The organism is Allorhizobium sp. NPDC080224 (assembly GCF_050281005.1).
In the GTDB taxonomy this organism is placed as follows: Bacteria; Pseudomonadota; Alphaproteobacteria; order Rhizobiales; family Rhizobiaceae; genus Allorhizobium.
This window is the reverse complement of record NZ_JBNNWJ010000001.1, coordinates 2173664-2191741: the sequence shown is the minus strand read 5'-3', so window position 1 is coordinate 2191741 and position 18078 is coordinate 2173664. Positions and strand designations below refer to the sequence as shown.

The following is an 18078-nucleotide window of genomic DNA, read 5'->3' as shown; positions in this document are numbered from 1 at the left end:
CCCCCCATTTCATGCCGGGCAGGTCGCCGTCACGCGTCTGCCCGATGCAGCGAGTCGCCTGTCCGATCCGCCGTTAGCAATTACGCATAATTAGGGTTAATGAAGCGTTAGGCGCTTGGAATTGCGTGTCAAACCGACGAGTTGTTCTTCGAGGACAAGGATCGGTAGAAGGACGGCGTCAACCCTGCTTCGGCGCGGGCGACGTCGTTGAAAGGGGCCTTGAGCTGACCGCGAAAATTGGCCCGAACCAGATCCTGGAAGGCTTTCGCCGGATCGCGTTTCTCGCGGGCGCAGAGGAAGCGGAACCATTTCGCACCGACAGCGACATGGCCTTTTTCGTCGTCGTATATGACCTTCAGGACATCGGCGCTTTCGATGTCGCCCGTTTCGCGCATCTTGTCCTGCAGCGACGGGGTCACGTCGAGCCCGCGGGCTTCGAGGATGAGCGGCACGACGGCGAGGCGGGCGGTGAGGTCGTTCTTCGTCGAGTGAGCCGCCTGCCAAAGCCCGTCATGGGCGGGCATGTCGCCATAATCGGCGCCCAGTTCCCGCAGGCGATCACGCACCAGCCGGAAATGCTTGGCCTCCTCGTAGGCGACCTTCATCCACCCGTCGAAGAAGGAATGTGGCACCGGTTCGGTGGCGAAGCGGGCGACGATGTCGAGGGCGAGATCGACCGCATTGAGCTCGATATGGGCGAGGGCATGCAGCAGGGCGATGCGGCCGGGCAGGGTGTGCAGCGAGCGCTTTCCAACGGCTTTGGGCGGCACGAGCTCCGGTTTTGCCGGGCGGCCCGGCCGATCGGGAAGCGGCGGATCGAGCGGCGAGCGCAATGACAGGCGTCGCTCCTGCCAGCGCATCGCTGCGGTTTGAGCGAGCGCCGTCTTCTCGTCGAGGTCGGCGCTCAGGATGGCGAGGGTGGCAGCGCCGCGAAGGGAGTGAAAAGCCGTCTCGGGCTGCGTTGTCTCCAGCACGTCAGAGGGCCTGTGTCGCCTTCAGCACGGCCTCGGCATGGCCGGGAACCTTCACCTTGCGCCAGACCTCGGCAACCTTGCCGGATTTGTCGATCAGGAAGGTGGAGCGTTCGACACCCATATAGGTCTTGCCGTACATGCTCTTCTCTTTCCTGACGGCATAGGCTTCCAGTGCCTTGTGCTCCTCGTCAGATGCCAGCACCACCGAGAGGTTATGCTTGGCGGCAAACTTGTCGTGGCTCTTCACCGAATCAGGGGAGACACCGATGACGGTTGCGCCGAGCTTTGCGAATTCCTCCGTCAGGCCCGAGAAGTCGACGGCCTCCGTCGTGCAACCGCTCGTGTCGTCCTTGGGGTAGAAATAGAGAATCACCGGCTTTCCTGCGAAATCGGAAAGCGAAACGGTGCCGCCGCCATTGCGGGGCAGAGAGAAATCGGGGGCCATGTCCCCGGCAGCCAAATCCGTCATGGGATAACCTTTCTTTTGCCCGTTTTGTGGGTGATCGTGGGCGACTTCGATATATAGTCCGCTCCGCAGTCGTCCAGAGCGACTTGTTAGCGGCATCGATCGACGGAGACAATCACCAGGACATGTCGGAGATCCGGGGCGAAAAGCTACGGTTTCGCAAGCGGGACATTGTGCCGCTGCATGCTCTTCCGTCTGCCCAGGCCGAGGATCCCCTCATCGTGCATTGTCCGCCGCCGAAGCGATCGCTGTTTCGGCGCCTGTTGCGGGTGCTGGCCGGCTTCGCCGGGCTCTGGGTCGTGGTGTTTTTTGCTGTATATGCCGTGGTCGAAAGCGGCACGCTCGATGCCGCCCTTGCGCAACGGGCGCAGGCCGTCCTCAACAATGCCCTCGGACCGCAGTTCACCGCCAAAATTGGCGGCACGGAGGTGCGCTTTTCCAATGGGATGGAATTGTCCGTCGAGGCGCGGGATGTCACGTTGCACGAACAGGCGGGCGGCGAGCGGGTTGCCCTGACGAATTCGGTCCGCTTCATCCTCGAACCATTGGCGCTTCTCGGCGGTCGGTTCTCCATCCGGGAGATCGTCAGCGAGGGCATCGATCTCGATGCGACGGTGTTGCCGAAGGGGGAGCCTGTCGACATCTCGGATTGGCGGATAGATCATATTCCGGCCCGGTTGGCAGATGCCTTTGCCGAACTCGACCGGCTGCAGGGTTTCATCGCCCGCGGCGGTCTCGACCGCATGCGCCTTGCCGGACTGGAGATCGCATCCACGAGTGCCAGTGGGCGGCCTATGACGCTTGCGATCGACGACATCGTGCTGGAACGCGGCGATGACGGTTCGCTTTCGATCTTCGGTGCGGTCGCGGTCAACGGACAACAAACGGAACTGACGGCGCTGACGACGAATGTCGATGGTCGGGCCGAATCGCTGACGATGCGCGTTGCCGATATGCGGGTGACCCCGTTCCTGCTGCGACGTTCCAGCACGGGCGAGGCGCGCCAGGGGATCGAAGGTTCGGCCGAATTGCTGCTCAATGCTCGGCGCGAGGCGCCGGATCAGGGTGCCAGCGTTTCGCTTGGCATCAACATGCAGAAAGCCGGCTTCTACTCCGACGGCCAACGGCAGGAGATTACCGATGCCCGTCTCAAGCTCTCCTACGACTTCGCCAAGGACACGATCGAGCTTGCCGACTCGACCGCGCGTTTCGATCAAACCATTTTTCCGCTGTCCGGTGGCCTGATCGATCTCGACCGGCTGCCGGAAGGCAGCAGTTTCGGTAAGGGTTTCGGCATCGATCTCGTGGTCACCGATGGCCGAGCGAATGTGCCGAGCGCTGGCGAAGCACCGTTTCCCTTCTTCCTGAAGGGCTATGGTCGCTACCTGGTTGGCGAAAACCGCCTGCAACTCGACACGCTCGACGTTTCCACGCCGTCAGGCAACATGCGCGGCAAGCTGCAGGTAGGCTTCGGTGGAACGGGGCCGGAGATCCGGTTCAACGCCGTGGTCGAGAACATGCGCACCACTGTGGTGAAGCAATTGTGGCCCTACTGGATTGCCTCCAAGCCGCGGCAGTGGGTTCTCGAAAACCTCTATGGCGGCATGATCCCCAAGGGTACGATCGATGTCTTCATTCCTCAGAACCGCCTGTCGATCGATCCGACGCCGGTGCGGCTCAATGCCGACGAACTGAAGATCGGGTTTGATCTGGAAGATGCGCGTCTCAACCTGACAGGTGAACTGCCGCCGCTGCGTGACGTCTATGGCCGCTTCGATATGGTCGGCGAGCGGGTCGATGTCGCCATTCGCTCGGCCGGGTCCTTCTTCCCGTCAGGCCGCATGGTCAAGTTGGAGAGCGGTCGCCTGGTGTTGCAGGACGCCTATGAAAAGCCTCTGATGGCGGATATCGACCTCGATATCGCAGGTGCTGCGGATGCGGTGGCCGAACTCGTTTCCTTCAAGCCGATCGAAGCGCTGAAGGTTGTGGACCTCGAGCCTTCGGACTTTTCCGGCAAGGTCCGCGGAAAGGCGAAGATCCGCCTCGGTCTGGTGCCCGATCAATCGCCACCCGAACCGAGCTGGACGGCGGAGGTCGCGCTCGACGACGTGGATGTGGCCAAACCCTTTGACGGGCGTCTGATCGCCGATGTCACCGGATCCCTGTCGGTCGATCGCGACAAGGCCAAGCTCGCTGCATCGGCGAAAATCGATGACGTCCCCATGGAGGTGAACCTCACCGAGCCGGTGCGTCGCGGCGAAGGCGCTGTTCTCCGGGAACGGGTGGTCACGGCGACGCTCGACAATGCGGCCCGCGAAAAGCTTGCGCCGGGCCTCGGTGAGATCGTCAATGGAGCGATCAAGCTGGAACTTCGCCGGATCAATGAAACGACCCAGGCCGTCTCCGTTGATCTCCGATCCGCGACGCTGACCATTCCCTGGGTGGGGTGGTCGAAGGGGCAAGGCATCGGCGCAACCGCCAAGTTCGAGTTGGCCAAGGACGGAAAGCTGTCGCTGATCCGCAAGTTCGCTCTGGATGGTGAGGGCTTCGGCGCCTCCGGCGACATGACCGCGGATGATACCGGGCTTGTCGCCGCCAATCTGTCTCGCGTCCGCCTGTCGCCGGAAGACGAGGTGGCGCTGACCGTTCGTCTCAGCAGGGGCGTCTATTCGGTCGTGGCCAATGGCCGCGCCTTCGACGCTCGCTCGCTGATCTCCACCTTGCAACGGCCGTCCAGCGATAGCGGCGACACAAAGTCCTCGCGAACTTCGCTCAAGATCGAAGGGCGCTTCGACCGCGTGGTCGGGTTCAGCGGCGAGCAGTTGTCGGGTGTTTCAATCATCTATGGAGCGAGCAAAGGCCGGATCAGTGCCGTCGACTTTTCCGGCGTCACGGGCAGCGGTCAGGCGCTGGTCGCTAAACTGCGTCAACCTGAAGGCTTGAGAGAACTTTCCGTCACCACCAGCGATGCCGGTGCCGTCTTGCGTTTTCTCGACGCCTACAAACGCCTCGGCGGCGGTCTTGCCAACCTGCGCCTGACGGAAACCCGCGACGGCGCCTGGAGCGGCAATCTCGATTTACGCAACTTCCAGGTCGAAAACGAAGAGCGGCTCCAGACGATCGTCTCCGCGCCGACCGGTGCCGACGGACGCAGCCTCAACAATGCCGTTCGCAGCGATATCGACGTGAGCTCCGCGCGCTTCCAGCGCGCTTTTGCCCGCCTTTCCCTGGTCGGCGGCACGCTCAGCGTCGAGAACGGTATCGTGCGCGGCGAGCAGGTGGGCGCGACCTTCCAGGGGATCGTGCGCGATCAATCCGGACGCATCGACCTGACCGGTACCTTCATGCCAGCCTATGGGCTAAACCGATTGTTCGGCGAATTGCCTGTGATCGGTGCCATTCTCGGCAATGGGCGTGACCGCGGCCTGCTCGGCATCACCTTCAAGCTGACTGGGCCGACGATGAAGCCCAATCTGGTGATCAACCCCCTGTCGATCATCGCGCCGGGTGTGTTCCGCCAGATCTTCGAGTTCCGCTGAGCCGCAAGCTGTTCAGTCGCGTTCGAGCATCACGACCGGCAGGGCAAGACGTCGCGCCGCAGTGATCTTGGCGTAACCCGCGGGACCTCCCGAATTGCGACAGACCAAATGTGTGACCCCGTATGCCGTGAAGAGGTCTGCCTCGCGGTCGGGATCGCTTGCCGGTTTGCCGAGGACGAGGGTGTAATCCGCGAAGGCGAGTGGCATCTCCGGCGCATCGACCATGCGGACCACGAAGCGGCAATCGTCGCGCCCGACGAAGGCGTCCAGATGTTGCCGGCCAAGGGCGAGGAACACCGTCGCGCCCGACGGCAAGACCTCGGCCGCCGCCTCGAGCGTGGCCACGCTCCTCCAGCGGTCTCCCGGTTGCTTCTGCCAGCGCGGGCGCAGCCGCTGTTCGAGCGGCACGCCTGATATCGCCGCGGCTTTGATGGCGTTTTCGCTGATCTGCCGCGCGAAGGGATGCGTGGCGTCGATCATCCGGTCGATGCCCTCCGCCCGTAGATAGACTGCCAGACCTTCTGCCCCTCCGAAGCCTCCTATCCGAACGGCGCCCGCAGGCAGGATCGGGTCATTCGTCCGCCCAGCAAGTGAGGTGGTGACAAGATGGCCTTCGGCGATGAGCCTTTCCGCCAGAAGACGGGCCTCGGCCGTGCCGCCGAGGATCAGGACTTTCTGCGGTGCATGCTCTGGGTCAGGTGGCATGGGCGATGATCGTTCCCTTGCGATCGGTGACGATGATGTCGACCGCCACGCCGCTGTCGCGTAACACACCTTCGGCCGTCCGCTTTGCCGCCTGGGCAATGGCAGGGGCGATGGCGGCCCCTTCTCGCGTCATGATTTCAAGCACTTCGAGCGCAGTGTTGGCATTTTCGACGGCTCGACGGGCAGAGTATGTGAGAATATCGCTGCAAGGCATTGAAAGAAAGAAGTGATTGTCAATCTGACTGCGTGAGGAATGCAGATCGAGGGTGCCCTGGGCCAGTTTCGTCATCTTGGCGAAGCCGCCGGCAATCGTCAGCCGCGGGACAGGATGGGCACGCAGGTATTTGAGCAATCCGCCGGCGAAGTCGCCCATGTCGATCAGGGCGCCGTCCGGCAGCTTGTGAAAGATCTGGGCTGCTTTTTCCGAGGTCGAACCAGTCGCGCCGAGCAGATGGGTCAAGCCTTCGGCGCGGGCGACGTCAATCCCGCGGTGAATCGAATGGATCCAGGCGGCGCAGGAGAAGGGATGCACAATCCCTGTCGTTCCGAGAATGGAGATTCCGCCGAGAATGCCAAGCCTCGGGTTCCAGGTGCTTTCTGTGATCTGTGCGCCGCCGGGAACGGAGATCTTCACCTCGAGATCCGGCGCGACCTCATGGGCTGCAGCAATCGCTTCGATTTCCGCCGTCATCATGGCACGGGGTACCGGATTGATCGCCGGCTCACCGACTGCAATCGGCAGGCCCGCTTTGGTGACGGTGCCGACCCCGTCGCCAGCCACAAAGCGGATGCCGCTTCCGGGGGGTAGGCGCGTCACGGTCGCGATTACGGTGGCACCATGGGTCACATCCGGATCATCACCGGCATCCTTGACGATGCCCGCATAGGCGCTCTCACCGTCGAAACCTTCTCGGGCGAGCGCGAAGGCCGGCGTTTCGCCTTTCGGCAGGGTGATCGAGACCGGGTCTGGAAAGCTGCGCGTCAGGAGGGCCGTGAAGGCGGCCTTGGTCGCAGCCGTCGCGCAGGCGCCCGTCGTCCAACCATTGCGCAAGGGGGCGCCTTCCGGCTTTTCAAGCCGGTTGCCCTCGGTCGCGTTGCTGGCAGCCTGTTTCTCGACGTCACTCATGAACCGCTTATAGGCGAGCCGGTGGTCTTGAGGAAGGCATGTGGCCGAAGGTTTGGGTCGGAAAGAGCCATGGCGGAATTGCATTTTTGCCGCACGAGGCCTAGACCATGACCATGAGTGACACGACGCGTCTAGCCCTGCCCACGAGCCTGCCGGCCATCGAGCCCGGTCACGTGTGGCTGGCCGGCGCCGGCCCCGGCGATCCGGGCCTCCTGACGCTGCTCGCGGCCAAGGCACTGTCGGAAGCCGATATCATCGTGCACGACGCTCTGGTGAACGACGACTGCCTCAAACTCGCGCGCAGCGGTGCCATTCTCGAATATGCCGGCAAACGCGGCGGGAAACCCTCCGCCAAGCAGCGCGACATCTCGCTGCGCCTCGTCGAACTCGCCAAAGCCGGTCACCGTGTACTGAGGCTGAAAGGCGGCGATCCCTTCGTTTTCGGGCGTGGCGGCGAAGAGGCGCTGATGCTTATCGAACATGGCGTGCCCTTCCGCATCGTTCCGGGCATCACGGCAGGGATCGGTGGCCTCGCCTATGCCGGGATCCCGGTCACCCACCGCGAAGTCAACCACGCGGTGACATTCCTCACCGGACACGATTCCTCCGGTGTCGTGCCCGATCGAATCGACTGGGCCGCCATCGGTCGCGGTTCACCCGTCATCGTCATGTATATGGCGATGAAACACATGGGCCAGATCGCCGCCAATCTGATGGCCGCCGGACGCCGGCCAGACGAGGCCGTGGCCTTTGTTTGCAATGCCGCGACCCAGGAACAGACGGTGCTGGAAACCACGCTCGGTCGTGCCGAGGCCGACATGCTAGCAGCCGGCATCGAACCGCCGGCGATCGTCGTCATCGGCGAGGTCGTCCGCCTCCGGCCGTCACTCGACTGGCTGGGCGCCCTTTCGGGCCGCACGCTTCTGCCCGATCCCTTCGCCGTGGAGCGGAAAGACACGGCATGAGCGGATTGCTGATCGCCGCGCCGGCTTCCGGCTCGGGCAAGACAGTGGTGACGCTCGGCCTGATGCGGGCCTTGAGGCGTCGTGGTGTGGCTTTGGCACCTGGCAAGGCCGGCCCCGATTACATCGATCCCGCCTTTCATACGGCTGCGAGTGGTACACCCTGCTTCAACTTCGATCCCTGGGCCATGCGTCCGTCTTTTCTCAGCGCACAGGCTAACAAGACATCGCCTGATGCCTTGCTGGTCATCGAGGCGATGATGGGCTTGTTCGATGGCGCGGCCGACGGGAGGGGAAGTGCGGGGGATCTCGCAAGCCTCCTGTCCCTGCCGGTCGTGTTGGTGGTCGACTGCGCCCGCACGTCGCAATCCGTCGCAGCCGTCGCAACCGGGTTCGCCCGTTTTCGGGCTGACGTGCGGATCGCCGGAGTCATCCTCAACCGCGTCGGTAGCGATCGTCACGAGGCGATGCTGCGCGCCGCTATGGCAAAGACCGAGGTGCCGGTTCTCGGCTGCCTCAGGAGTGACCCGCAGCTTTCCCTGCCGGAGCGGCATCTTGGCCTGGTGCAGGCCGGTGAACATGCGACTCTCGAAAGCTTCATAGAGCGGGCGGCCGATGCCATCGATGCGGGCGTCGATCTTGACGTGCTGCATGCGGTCGCTCAGGGCGCGCCTCGCGGAGAGAGCGCGCCGGTGCAAGGCATCGCCCCGCTCGGTCAGCACATCGCCGTTGCCCGCGATCTCGCGTTTGCCTTTTCCTATCCGCATCTCCTGGACGGCTGGCGGAGGCAAGGTGCGACACTCTCCTTCTTTTCGCCGCTCGCGAACGAGGGTCCGTCTTCGGATGCCGATGCGATCTACCTTCCGGGCGGATATCCCGAACTGCATGCCGGGAGATTGGCCACTGCTGACGGCTTCCGCTCGTCAATGATGGCCGCGGCGGACCGCGGAGTGCGGATCTATGGTGAGTGTGGCGGCTATATGGTGCTGGGCGAGGGGCTCGTCGATGCGGACGGCCATCGCCACGCCATGCTCGGGCTCTTGCCGCTGGTGACGAGCTACGCGACACGCAAACGGCATCTCGGTTATCGGCAGCTGAGATCGCTCGCTCCCGATCTGTTCGGTGAGAACTACACCGGCCACGAATTCCATTATTCCACGGTTGTTTCGGAAGGCGCGGCAGACCGTTTGTTCGAGGCAGAGGACGCTCTCGGCCAACCGCTCGGTGCCGTCGGACTGAGACGTGGATCCGTAGCCGGGTCATACATGCACCTCGTCGATGTCGCGGGCGAGGGCGCATGAGCGGGCCGATCCAGCATGGTGGCGGTCTCGCTGCCGCTTCAGTCCTCTATGGCGGGCGCATCGAAGACTGGCTCGACCTCTCGACCGGCATCAATCCCTGTCCGCCTGATCTGCCCGAGATCCCGATGCGGGCCTGGCATCGCTTGCCAGACCAGGAGCGGGAGGTGGCTTCCCGGCAGGCGGCCCAGCGCTTCTATCGCTCGGGCCATCGGCTGCCCCTTCCTGTTCCGGGCACGCAGTCGGTCATCCAATTGCTGCCGCGCCTGGTGCCATCAGGCGCCCGGGTTGCCGTGATGTCGCCGACCTATGGCGAATATGCGCGCGCCTTCACGCTTGCCGGTCTTACGGTCGATGCGGTCAGTGATCTCAATCTGGTCAGCACGGCGCACGGTCTTGTCGTGGTGGTCAATCCGAACAATCCGGACGGACGGCTCCACACACCGACCGAGCTTCGAGCGCTGGCCGCCGATCTCGCAAACCGTGGTGGCATACTGGTGGTCGATGAGGCCTTCGGCGACATGCTGCCGGAGCAGAGCCTTGCAGGCGATGACAGTGCAAACCTCATCGTCTTCCGCTCCTTCGGAAAATTCTTCGGCCTTGCCGGCATTCGCCTCGGCTTCGTCATCGCCGCCGACGACGTCACAGCACGGTTTTCCGAGTGGCTTGGACCTTGGGCGGTGTCCGGCCCGGCGCTCGTGCTTGCCGAGCATTTGATGTCGTCCGATACCGGCCTCATTGCCCAGCATATCCGAAGCCGCGCGCTTGGACTTCAGGATATTCTGGCCGAATCCGGCCTCACAATCCGCGGTGGCACCGATCTCTTCCAGCTCGTCGAAGATGCGAGCGCCGGCGAATTGCACCGGCATCTCTGCAGCCGCCAGATCCTGACGCGCAAGTTCGACTACCGGTCGGACTGGTTGCGTTTCGGCCTTGCCCCCGACGAGACCGGCGATGCGCGTCTCCGCGAGGCGCTCAGAACTTTCCGGAGTGTGAGGGCATGAACCACCTGCTGCTCCTTCTTGCCGCCATCGTTCTCGACCGGGTCGTCGGCGATCCGCCATGGCTCTGGCAACGGGTGCCGCATCCGGTGGTGATCTTCGGCAAGGCGATCGATCTGTTCGAAAAGCGCCTGAACAGGACAAGTTTGACAGCCGAAGGTCGACGCTTGAATGGCGTCTTCACGATCGTGGCGCTGCTCGCCGGCTCGGCGGTCTTCGGCATGCTGCTTTCTGCCCTGTTCGGTAAACTCGGCCTCCTCGGCATCATCCTCGAACTGATCGTCGTTGCCGTCTTCCTTGCCCAGAAGAGCCTTGGCGACCATGTCCAGGCGGTGGCCGACGGTCTCTTGCGTGATGGTCTTGAGGGTGGTCGGCAAGCGGTTGCGATGATCGTCGGGCGTGATCCGAAGACCCTCGACGAGGCCGGCGTTTCGCGCGCGGCGATCGAAAGCCTGTCCGAAAACTTTGCCGATGGCGTCGTTGCACCGGTCTTCTGGTACGCGGTTGCCGGCCTTCCCGGCATCCTTGCCTACAAGATGCTGAACACGGCTGATTCGATGATCGGCCACAAGAATGAGCGGTTCCTGCAATTCGGCTGGGCCTCAGCCAAGCTCGATGATTTCGCGAACTGGCCGGCCGCGCGTCTCTCCGCCGGCTTCATTGCCCTCGCTACAGTCTTGAAACGCGGGGCAGGGGCGGGCCGTCGGTCGTTGTCTGCGGCCCTGCGCGACAGCGGATTGCATCGCTCGCCGAATTCCGGCTGGCCGGAGGCGGCGATGGCGGGCGCCCTCGATCTGAAACTCGCCGGCCCGCGGGTCTATGGCGGCGTCAGGGTCAGCGAGCCGATGATGCATGCATCCGGCCGCAGCGATGCCGGGCCTGCTGATATCCTTGCGGGAATCGGTGTTTTCTACGCAGCCTGCGGCGTCATGGCGGGATTAATCGCCCTGATATGGGCCATCTCGAAAATCATCTGACGTTTCGAGCTTAGACTGGCTCGCGGTATGCCCCGGTTTCGCCCCTTACAGCAGAACTGATCAGTCGATCCCCGCCGCGTCCTGTAGGCGTTCGAGCTTCGGCACGATGACGTGGCGGTTGTTCTCGATGACGATGATGCCGTCCTTGCGCAGTTTGGTCATCTGGCGACTGACGGTTTCGATGGTCAGGCCAAGGAAGTCGGCGATGTCTGCGCGCGACAGCGGCAGATCGAAGGTCTGTGTGCCCTCGCTTTCGGGATCAATGTGCGTCGCGATCAGATAGAGGAAGCTCGCCACTTTTTCCTGGGCGGTCTTGCGACCCAGGGTCAACATCCAGTCGCGGGCCTCGTCCAGCTCCTTCAACGACTGGGCATGCAGCTTGCGCTCCATGTCGGGCACTTCGCCAACCATGCGGTCTACGATGTTACGCGGGAAGGTGCAGATTTCCGTATCCGTTGCGGCTTCCGCCGTGATCGTGCTTTCGCCGAGGAACGGGCGGCCAAGGAAGTCGGGCGCAAATTGCAGGCCGACGATCTGCTGGCGGCCGTCCGCCATCATCTTCGACAGCTTGATGACGCCCTTCAGGATATTGCTGTAGCTGCCGACCTGTTCGCCTTGGCCGATTACCTCGTTGCCGCTGTCAATGCGGCGGCGGATCGAATGCTTGTTGAGTTCGGTCAGCTGGGCAGAGGTGAGCACGGAGCAAAGTCCGCCGTGGCGCGCCTCGCAGGATCGACACACGGCAGGAGCCTCACATTCCGGAAAATGTTTTCTGAAAGTGTCCATGGTCGTGCCATCCCGTAAAACCGGCTCCGGACGCCATGCGTCACCTGCGGTCAGTGCCCAATTTAGGCTTCTGAGTTTCAATAAACTCTACGTGAGAAATGTATCAGCAAATTGATCGATGTCAAAGGCCGGCACGATAGCCGGCGCTATCTTTGGTCGTAGCTCGACACGTCTCAAGGCAGCGCAAAACCATGCAAAATTCCCTTCTGGCCAAGTATTCCGGCGCTGTGCCTCGTTACACCAGCTATCCCACTGCGCCACATTTTCACGAAGGCATCGACTGCGGCAAATATGCGCAGTGGCTGCAGGCAATCACTGGACAGGAGCGCATCTCGCTCTATATCCACGTCCCCTATTGTGACCGTCTCTGTTGGTTCTGTGCTTGCCACACCAAGCATACGTTGAAATACGAGCCCATCTCGATCTATCTGGAATCGTTGAAGAAGGAGATCGCGGCCGTTGGCGCGCTGGTCAGTCGTGACGCTGCCGTGACGGCGGTTCATTTCGGTGGGGGCTCTCCCACGATGGTCCGGCCAGATGACATGATCGACTTGATGGCAGCACTGCGCTCGGCCTTCACCTTTGCCGAGGATGTCGAGATCAGCGTCGAGATGGATCCGAACGACCTCGACGAACCGCGCTACGATGCGCTTGCCGCCATCGGCATGACGCGCGCCAGCCTCGGCGTTCAGGACTTCCACCCTGAGGTGCAGAAGGCGATCAACCGTATCCAGACATTTGAACACACGAAGTCGGTGGTCGAGGCTGTCCGGGCGCGGGGCGTGCATTCCGTCAATTGCGACATCCTCTACGGTCTTCCGCACCAGACGGAGGCGACGGTGGCTGAAACGGTGAAGGACATCCTGTCCCTTGCCCCCGACCGCATCGCGCTCTTCGGCTATGCGCATGTGCCGTGGATGAAGAAGCATCAGACAATGATCAAGGACGAAATTCTGCCTGGGTTGGAAGAGCGTTTCGCGCAGATGAACCTTGCCGCCTCGATGCTGGTTGCCGCTGGCTACGAGCCAATCGGCATCGACCATTTCGCGCTGCCCGACGATCGAATGGCGATCGCGGCGCGGGAAGGGCGGCTGCGGCGGAATTTCCAGGGCTATACCGACGATGCCGCCGAAGCGCTGATCGGGCTCGGTGCCTCCTCGATCGGTCAGTTGCCACAGGGTTATGTCCAGAACATGCCGGCCACCGGCGAGTATCAGCGCATGGCCGACGCCGGCGGACTGGCAGCCGTCCGCGGCATCGAGGTCAGTGAAGACGACAGGCTGCGCCGTCGGGTGATCGAGGAAATCATGTGCCGCTTCGCCATGTCCTTCTCTGACCTGCGGCAGGAGTTCGGTGATGCGGTCGATGCGATCGCCGCCGAGGCGAAGAGCTTTGCGCTATCCAACCAGGACCGGATCTGCCTCATCGAGGGGGATCGCTTCGTCATCACGGATGCCGGCCGGCCCTTCGCCCGGACCATTGCCGCCGTCTTCGACAGCTATCTCGCCAATGGCAAGGGACGGCATTCGATTGCTGTTTAAGCAACACTTCGGCTCCAAATTTGGATGCCGCACAAAACCACCATTGGCATTTGACCGTGTTTTCCTTATGTGGAACCCAGAATTTAAGACACATGAGGTACTGGCGTGACCGCTACATTCGACAAAGTTGCCGACATCATTGCTGAGACCAGCGAAATCGACCGCGAAACGATTACGCCGGAAAGCCACACCATCGATGACCTCGGCATCGACAGCCTCGACTTCCTCGACATCGTCTTTGCGATCGACAAGGAATTCGGCATCAAGATCCCGCTCGAGCAGTGGACGCAGGAAGTCAACGAAGGCAAGGTTTCGACCGAAGAATACTTCGTGCTGAAGAACCTCTGCGCCAAGATCGACGAACTTCGCGCCGCCAAGGGCTGACCCGCCCCCAAAGGAGCGGAAATCGTCATGCTGCTTGAATATTTCCAGATGATTGACAAGGTCGAGAGCGTTGATCTCGGCCTTGGTCGTTTGAAGGCCACCTCGACTGTGCCGATGGAAAGCCCTGTCTTCGAAGGGCATTTTCCCGGCATGCCGCTGGTGCCTGGCGTTCTCCTGATCGAGACCATGGCGCAGGCCTCCGGCATGCTGCTGCTCGCCGTCAAGGACTTCGAGGCCATGCCTTTCCTGATGTCGGTCGATGGCGCCAAGATGCGCACTTTCGTCGAGCCGGGTGCCGTTCTCGATATCGAGGCGGAACTCGAGCATGACGGATCGGGCTTCGCCGTCACCAAGGCGAAGATCACGAGCGGCGGCAAGAAGGTCTGCGACGCGCAGCTGAAGCTTCGCACCATGCCATTCTCCGAGGTGCCGCTCGCTCCGATCGTGCGCAAACGCGCCGAGGAAGTCGGCCTGATGGCCGCGATGGCTGCCCAAGGCTGAGACGCTTTCGGCCGCAAGGGCGCAATTCCTATTGACCTTGGGGCCTTATTCGGGAAAACCCGCATTTTACGCCGGTGAGCCTGCCGGCGAGAGGATTGCATATGGTCAAACAACCGAATGATGTGGTGATCACCGGCGTCGGGATCGTCACCTGCCACGGCACCGGCAAGGATGCGCATCTCGCGCTGCTTTCCGCAAAGTCCGCCCCGGAACCGGTGCTCGAGACCGAAAAGTTCGCGCCCTATGTCGTGCACAAGCTGCCCGAGATCGACTGGTCGCAGCAGATCGCCAAGCGTGGTGACCAGCGGCAGATGGAAAACTGGCAGCGCCTCGGCGTCTTTGCAGCAGGCCTCGCCCTCGACGACGCCGGCATGAAGGATGATGCCGACGCCTGCGGCACCATGGACCTGATCGTCGCCGCCGGTGGTGGCGAGCGTGACATTGCGGTCGACAGCCTGATCGTCGACGAGGCTTTGCAGCGCAACGACCGCGAAAAATTCCTGATCGAGAAGCTGAAGACCGAGCTTCGCCCGACGCTCTTCCTGGCGCAGCTTTCCAACCTGCTCGCCGGCAATATCTCGATCGTGCACAAGGTCACCGGTTCCTCGCGCACCTTCATGGGCGAAGAAGCAGCCGGCATCTCGGCGATCGCAACCGCCTTTGCCCGGATCAAGGCCGGCCAGTCGACCCATACACTGGTCGGCGGCGCCTTTGTTTCCGAGCGCCCCGACATCCTGCTTCTGGTCGAAGGCATCCGTGCCCATCAGACCGGACCGTGGCAGCCGCTGTGGTCGCGCGATGGTTCCTCGGGCGGCGGCATGATCCTCGGCACGGTCGGCGCCTTCCTGGTGCTGGAATCGCGTGAACACGCCGAGGCGCGTGGCGCGCATATCTATGCCGTGCTCGACGCCGTAGAAGGCGACCGCGGCAAACGCGAAGATGGAAAGCTTGAGGCTCGTCTCGGCGGCATGGTGCCGGAGGCGGCCGCTTTGTCGGCAAGTGACACCATCATCTTCTCCGGCGCGTCCGGCCTCGCCGACCTTACGCAACGGGAGAAGGCTCACCTTACGGAACGTTTCGACGGCATGCCGGTGCGTGGCTATGCCGGTTCTATCGGTCACTCGGTCGAGGCGCAGTTCCCGGCGGGTCTGGCGCTTGCCGCGCTTGCGATCGATTCCGGCGCGACGGTACCGGCTTTCGATGCCGCGAGCGAGACCGCTCAGGCAGGCCCCGCCAAACATGCCATCATCTCCACCGTCGGCTATGTGCGAGGCGAAGGCCTTGCCGTGCTCTCGGCGAATGCGTGAGGAGGATAGATCCATGACCGACAGCCGTTTCAAGGATCATCTGGGCCGCCCGATCATCGCCGTCACCGGCATGGGCGTCATCACCTCGCTCGGCCAGGGGCTTGCCGAGAACTGGGCGAAGCTGACGTCCGGCAAGTCCGGCATCCACTATATCAAGCGCTTCGACACAGAGGGTATGTCGACCCGCATCGGTGGCACGGTCGATTTCATTGCCGTTCCCGCCAACAATGCCGTCGAACGCTCCTATGCGCTGGCCCGCGAGACGACCATCGAGGCGCTGGCCCAGGCCGGCATCAATGGTGACTTCAACGGTCCGCTCTTCCTTGCGGCCCCGCCGGTCGAGCCGGAATGGCATGATCGTTTTGCGCTCGCCGAACGGGCTCCGGCATCGACGCAGCCGGGCGATGCCTATGACCGCTTCCTGGCAGCGATGCGCGAAAAGCCGGATCCGGTCTTCCTCGAAGCCGTACAGTTCGGCTCGATCTCCGAGCGCCTCTCCGACAAGTTCGGCACGCGCGGTCTGCCCGTAACGCTTTCGACGGCTTGCGCGTCCGGTGCGACCGCGATCCAGCTCGGCGTTGAGGCGATCCGTCAGGGCCGCACGGAGCGTGCGTTGACCGTTGCGACCGATGGCTCGATCAGCCCGGAAGCTGTGATCCGATTCTCGCTGCTCTCGGCATTGTCCACCCAGAACGATCCGCCGGAAAAGGCATCGAAGCCCTTCAGCAAGGAACGCGACGGCTTCGTGATTGCCGAGGGTGCCGCGACGCTCGTCTTGGAATCGCTGGAATCGGCCATTGCCCGTGGCGCCAAGGTGCTCGGTATCATCAAGGGCTGCGGTGAAAAGGCCGACCATTTCCACCGGACGCGCTCTTCGCCGGATGGCGGCCCTGCTATTGCGACGATCAAGGCCGCGCTTGCGGATGCCGGGCTCTCCGAAGAGGCCATCGGCTATATCAATGCCCATGGCACCTCGACGCCCGAAAACGACAAGATGGAATATGGCGCCATGCTGTCGGTCTTCGGTGACCGGCTGAAGGACGCGATCCCTTGCTCGTCTAACAAGTCGATGATCGGCCACACCCTGACGGCCGCCGGTGCGGTGGAGGCGGTGTTCTCGATCCAGACCATGCTGACCGGCACCTTGCCCCCGACCATCAACTACACCAATCCCGATCCTTCGATCGTGCTGGATGTGGTGCCGAACACCAAGCGGGAGGGCTCCGTTTCGGCGGTTCTCTCCAACTCCTTCGGCTTCGGTGGTCAGAACGCCAGCCTTGTCATGACGCGGGAACCGGTCTAAGGCCAGCGCCAACAATTCGGGACGTCATCCTCGGCCTTCGGCCGGGGATCCACGCACCTCGCAAGAACAACGAAGGTCGGCAGATGCCAGGGAGTACCCCCTGGTGTGACGATGAAAGCGTGACGACGCCTCATCCGCATCCGCCCCATAGGCCCTGAAGGAATCATGTCATGCGCGCACTGCAACTCGTCGAAGACCGCAAGCTTGAAATCGTTGACCTGCCGGAGCCGGATGCGCCGGGTCCAGGTGAGGTTACGCTTCGCGTCAAGGCCGTCGCGCTGAACCATATCGACGTTTGGGGCTGGCGCGGCATGGCGTTTGCCAAGCGCAAGATGCCGCTCGTCATCGGTGCGGAAGCCTCCGGTGTCGTCGAGGCGATCGGTCCCGGCGTTGGCAATATCCTGCCGGGCCAGCTCGCCGCCGTTTACGGCGCGCGCACCTGCGGTCTCTGCAAGCCCTGCCGTGAAGGCCGCGACAATCTCTGCGAAAACGTCTCCGGCGTGCATGGCTTCCATCTCGACGGCTTTGCCCAGGAGAAGATCAATCTGCCTGCCCGCCTGCTGGTGCCTGCCCCTCCGGGCGTCGATGCGGTTGCTGCGGCACTCGCTCCCGTCACCTTTGGCACCGTGGAGCATATGCTCTTCGACAATGCCAAGCTCCAGCCGGGTGAAACCATTCTCATCCATGCCGGCGGTTCCGGTATCGGCACGGCAGCCATCCAGCTTGCCAAGAAGATCGGCTGCACCGTCATCACCACCGTCGGTTCCGACGACAAGATCGAGCCTGCCAAGGCACTGGGTGCCGATCACGTCATCAACTATCGCACCGACCGCTTCGAAGGCATGGTCCGCAAGATCACCAAGAAGAAGGGCGTCGACGTCGTCTTCGAACATGTCGGAAAGGATACTTTTGCAGCCTCGATGTTCTGCTTGAAGCGCGGTGGCCGCCTCGTTACGTGCGGCTCCACCTCTGGTGTGTCGACCGAAGTGAACCTGATGATGCTTTTCCAGCAGCAGCTCAAGCTCTTCGGCTCCTTCGGCTGCCGCATGGAAAACATGGCGGATGCAATGCAGAAGATGGCGCGCGGCCTCGTGCATCCCGTCATCGACACGCAGGTGTCTTTCGACGATATCGACAAGGCGCTTGCCCGCATGGAAGGCCGCCAGGTCTTTGGCAAGATCATCCTGAAGATGGACTGACCGCGTGCG

At 62.6% G+C, this 18078-nt stretch carries 16 protein-coding genes; 11 read left to right on the top strand and 5 right to left on the bottom strand.

Going from position 1 to position 18078, the window contains the following annotated elements:
* Positions 1-128: 128 nt before the first annotated feature.
* Positions 129-974, bottom strand: coding sequence for a ferritin-like domain-containing protein (locus ACQKP1_RS10985; protein ID WP_427275245.1), 846 nt, complete (start codon positions 972-974; stop codon positions 129-131).
* Position 975: 1 nt separating this feature from the next.
* Positions 976-1443: a thioredoxin-dependent thiol peroxidase gene (bcp, locus tag ACQKP1_RS10980; RefSeq protein WP_427275244.1), complete on the bottom strand. Its 468-nt coding sequence runs from the start codon at positions 1441-1443 to the stop codon at positions 976-978.
* Between the two features lie 122 nt (positions 1444-1565).
* Between bcp and ACQKP1_RS10975 the strand changes: the two genes are divergently transcribed.
* Positions 1566-4979: a DUF3971 domain-containing protein gene (locus ACQKP1_RS10975; RefSeq protein WP_427275243.1), complete on the top strand. Its 3414-nt coding sequence runs from the start codon at positions 1566-1568 to the stop codon at positions 4977-4979.
* Positions 4980-4991: 12 nt separating this feature from the next.
* Here ACQKP1_RS10975 and ACQKP1_RS10970 read toward each other — a convergent pair whose 3' ends face one another.
* Positions 4992-5684: a cobalt-precorrin-6A reductase gene (locus tag ACQKP1_RS10970; RefSeq protein WP_427275242.1), complete on the bottom strand. Its 693-nt coding sequence runs from the start codon at positions 5682-5684 to the stop codon at positions 4992-4994.
* Entirely contained in the window at positions 5674-6810 is a 1137-nt protein-coding gene (locus ACQKP1_RS10965; protein ID WP_427275241.1) for a cobalt-precorrin-5B (C(1))-methyltransferase, read from the bottom strand. Before ACQKP1_RS10965 ends, ACQKP1_RS10970 begins: the two co-directional genes overlap by 11 nt.
* Before the next feature lie 107 nt (positions 6811-6917).
* On the opposite strand from ACQKP1_RS10965, the gene cobA reads away from it, so the two are divergent.
* The 4 genes from cobA to cbiB are packed head-to-tail and all read left to right on the top strand — an operon-like array spanning position 6918 to position 11048.
* Entirely contained in the window at positions 6918-7775 is an 858-nt protein-coding gene (gene cobA, locus ACQKP1_RS10960) for a uroporphyrinogen-III C-methyltransferase (protein WP_427275240.1), read from the top strand.
* Positions 7772-9073 carry a cobyrinate a,c-diamide synthase gene (locus ACQKP1_RS10955; protein WP_427275239.1) on the top strand — a complete coding sequence of 434 codons (1302 nt, stop codon included), beginning with the start codon at positions 7772-7774 and terminating at the stop codon, positions 9071-9073. The genes cobA and ACQKP1_RS10955 overlap by 4 nt, the downstream gene beginning before the upstream one ends.
* Complete coding sequence (gene cobD, locus ACQKP1_RS10950) at positions 9070-10074, top strand: threonine-phosphate decarboxylase CobD (protein WP_427275238.1); 1005 nt, start codon at positions 9070-9072, stop codon at positions 10072-10074. The genes ACQKP1_RS10955 and cobD overlap by 4 nt, the downstream gene beginning before the upstream one ends.
* Positions 10071-11048, top strand: coding sequence for an adenosylcobinamide-phosphate synthase CbiB (gene cbiB, locus ACQKP1_RS10945; RefSeq protein ID WP_427275237.1), 978 nt, complete (start codon positions 10071-10073; stop codon positions 11046-11048). Before cobD ends, cbiB begins: the two co-directional genes overlap by 4 nt.
* Positions 11049-11108: 60 nt before the next feature.
* Here cbiB and ACQKP1_RS10940 read toward each other — a convergent pair whose 3' ends face one another.
* Positions 11109-11834 carry a Crp/Fnr family transcriptional regulator gene (locus ACQKP1_RS10940; RefSeq protein ID WP_427275236.1) on the bottom strand — a complete coding sequence of 242 codons (726 nt, stop codon included), beginning with the start codon at positions 11832-11834 and terminating at the stop codon, positions 11109-11111.
* 191 nt (positions 11835-12025) lie between these two features.
* On the opposite strand from ACQKP1_RS10940, the gene hemN reads away from it, so the two are divergent.
* From hemN to ACQKP1_RS10910, 6 genes are all read left to right on the top strand, one after another.
* Positions 12026-13375: an oxygen-independent coproporphyrinogen III oxidase gene (gene hemN, locus ACQKP1_RS10935; protein ID WP_427275235.1), complete on the top strand. Its 1350-nt coding sequence runs from the start codon at positions 12026-12028 to the stop codon at positions 13373-13375.
* A 105-nt stretch (positions 13376-13480) separates the two neighbouring features.
* A complete protein-coding gene (locus ACQKP1_RS10930; RefSeq protein WP_003502893.1) occupies positions 13481-13759 on the top strand; it encodes an acyl carrier protein in 279 nt (92 codons plus the stop codon).
* Between the two features lie 27 nt (positions 13760-13786).
* Positions 13787-14260: a 3-hydroxyacyl-ACP dehydratase FabZ family protein gene (locus ACQKP1_RS10925; RefSeq protein ID WP_054149717.1), complete on the top strand. Its 474-nt coding sequence runs from the start codon at positions 13787-13789 to the stop codon at positions 14258-14260.
* 101 nt (positions 14261-14361) lie between these two features.
* Entirely contained in the window at positions 14362-15567 is a 1206-nt protein-coding gene (locus tag ACQKP1_RS10920) for a beta-ketoacyl-ACP synthase (RefSeq protein WP_427275234.1), read from the top strand.
* A 13-nt stretch (positions 15568-15580) separates the two neighbouring features.
* Entirely contained in the window at positions 15581-16870 is a 1290-nt protein-coding gene (locus tag ACQKP1_RS10915; RefSeq protein ID WP_427275233.1) for a beta-ketoacyl-ACP synthase, read from the top strand.
* Between the two features lie 170 nt (positions 16871-17040).
* Positions 17041-18069: a zinc-binding dehydrogenase gene (locus ACQKP1_RS10910; protein ID WP_006726181.1), complete on the top strand. Its 1029-nt coding sequence runs from the start codon at positions 17041-17043 to the stop codon at positions 18067-18069.
* Positions 18070-18078 lie beyond the last annotated feature (9 nt).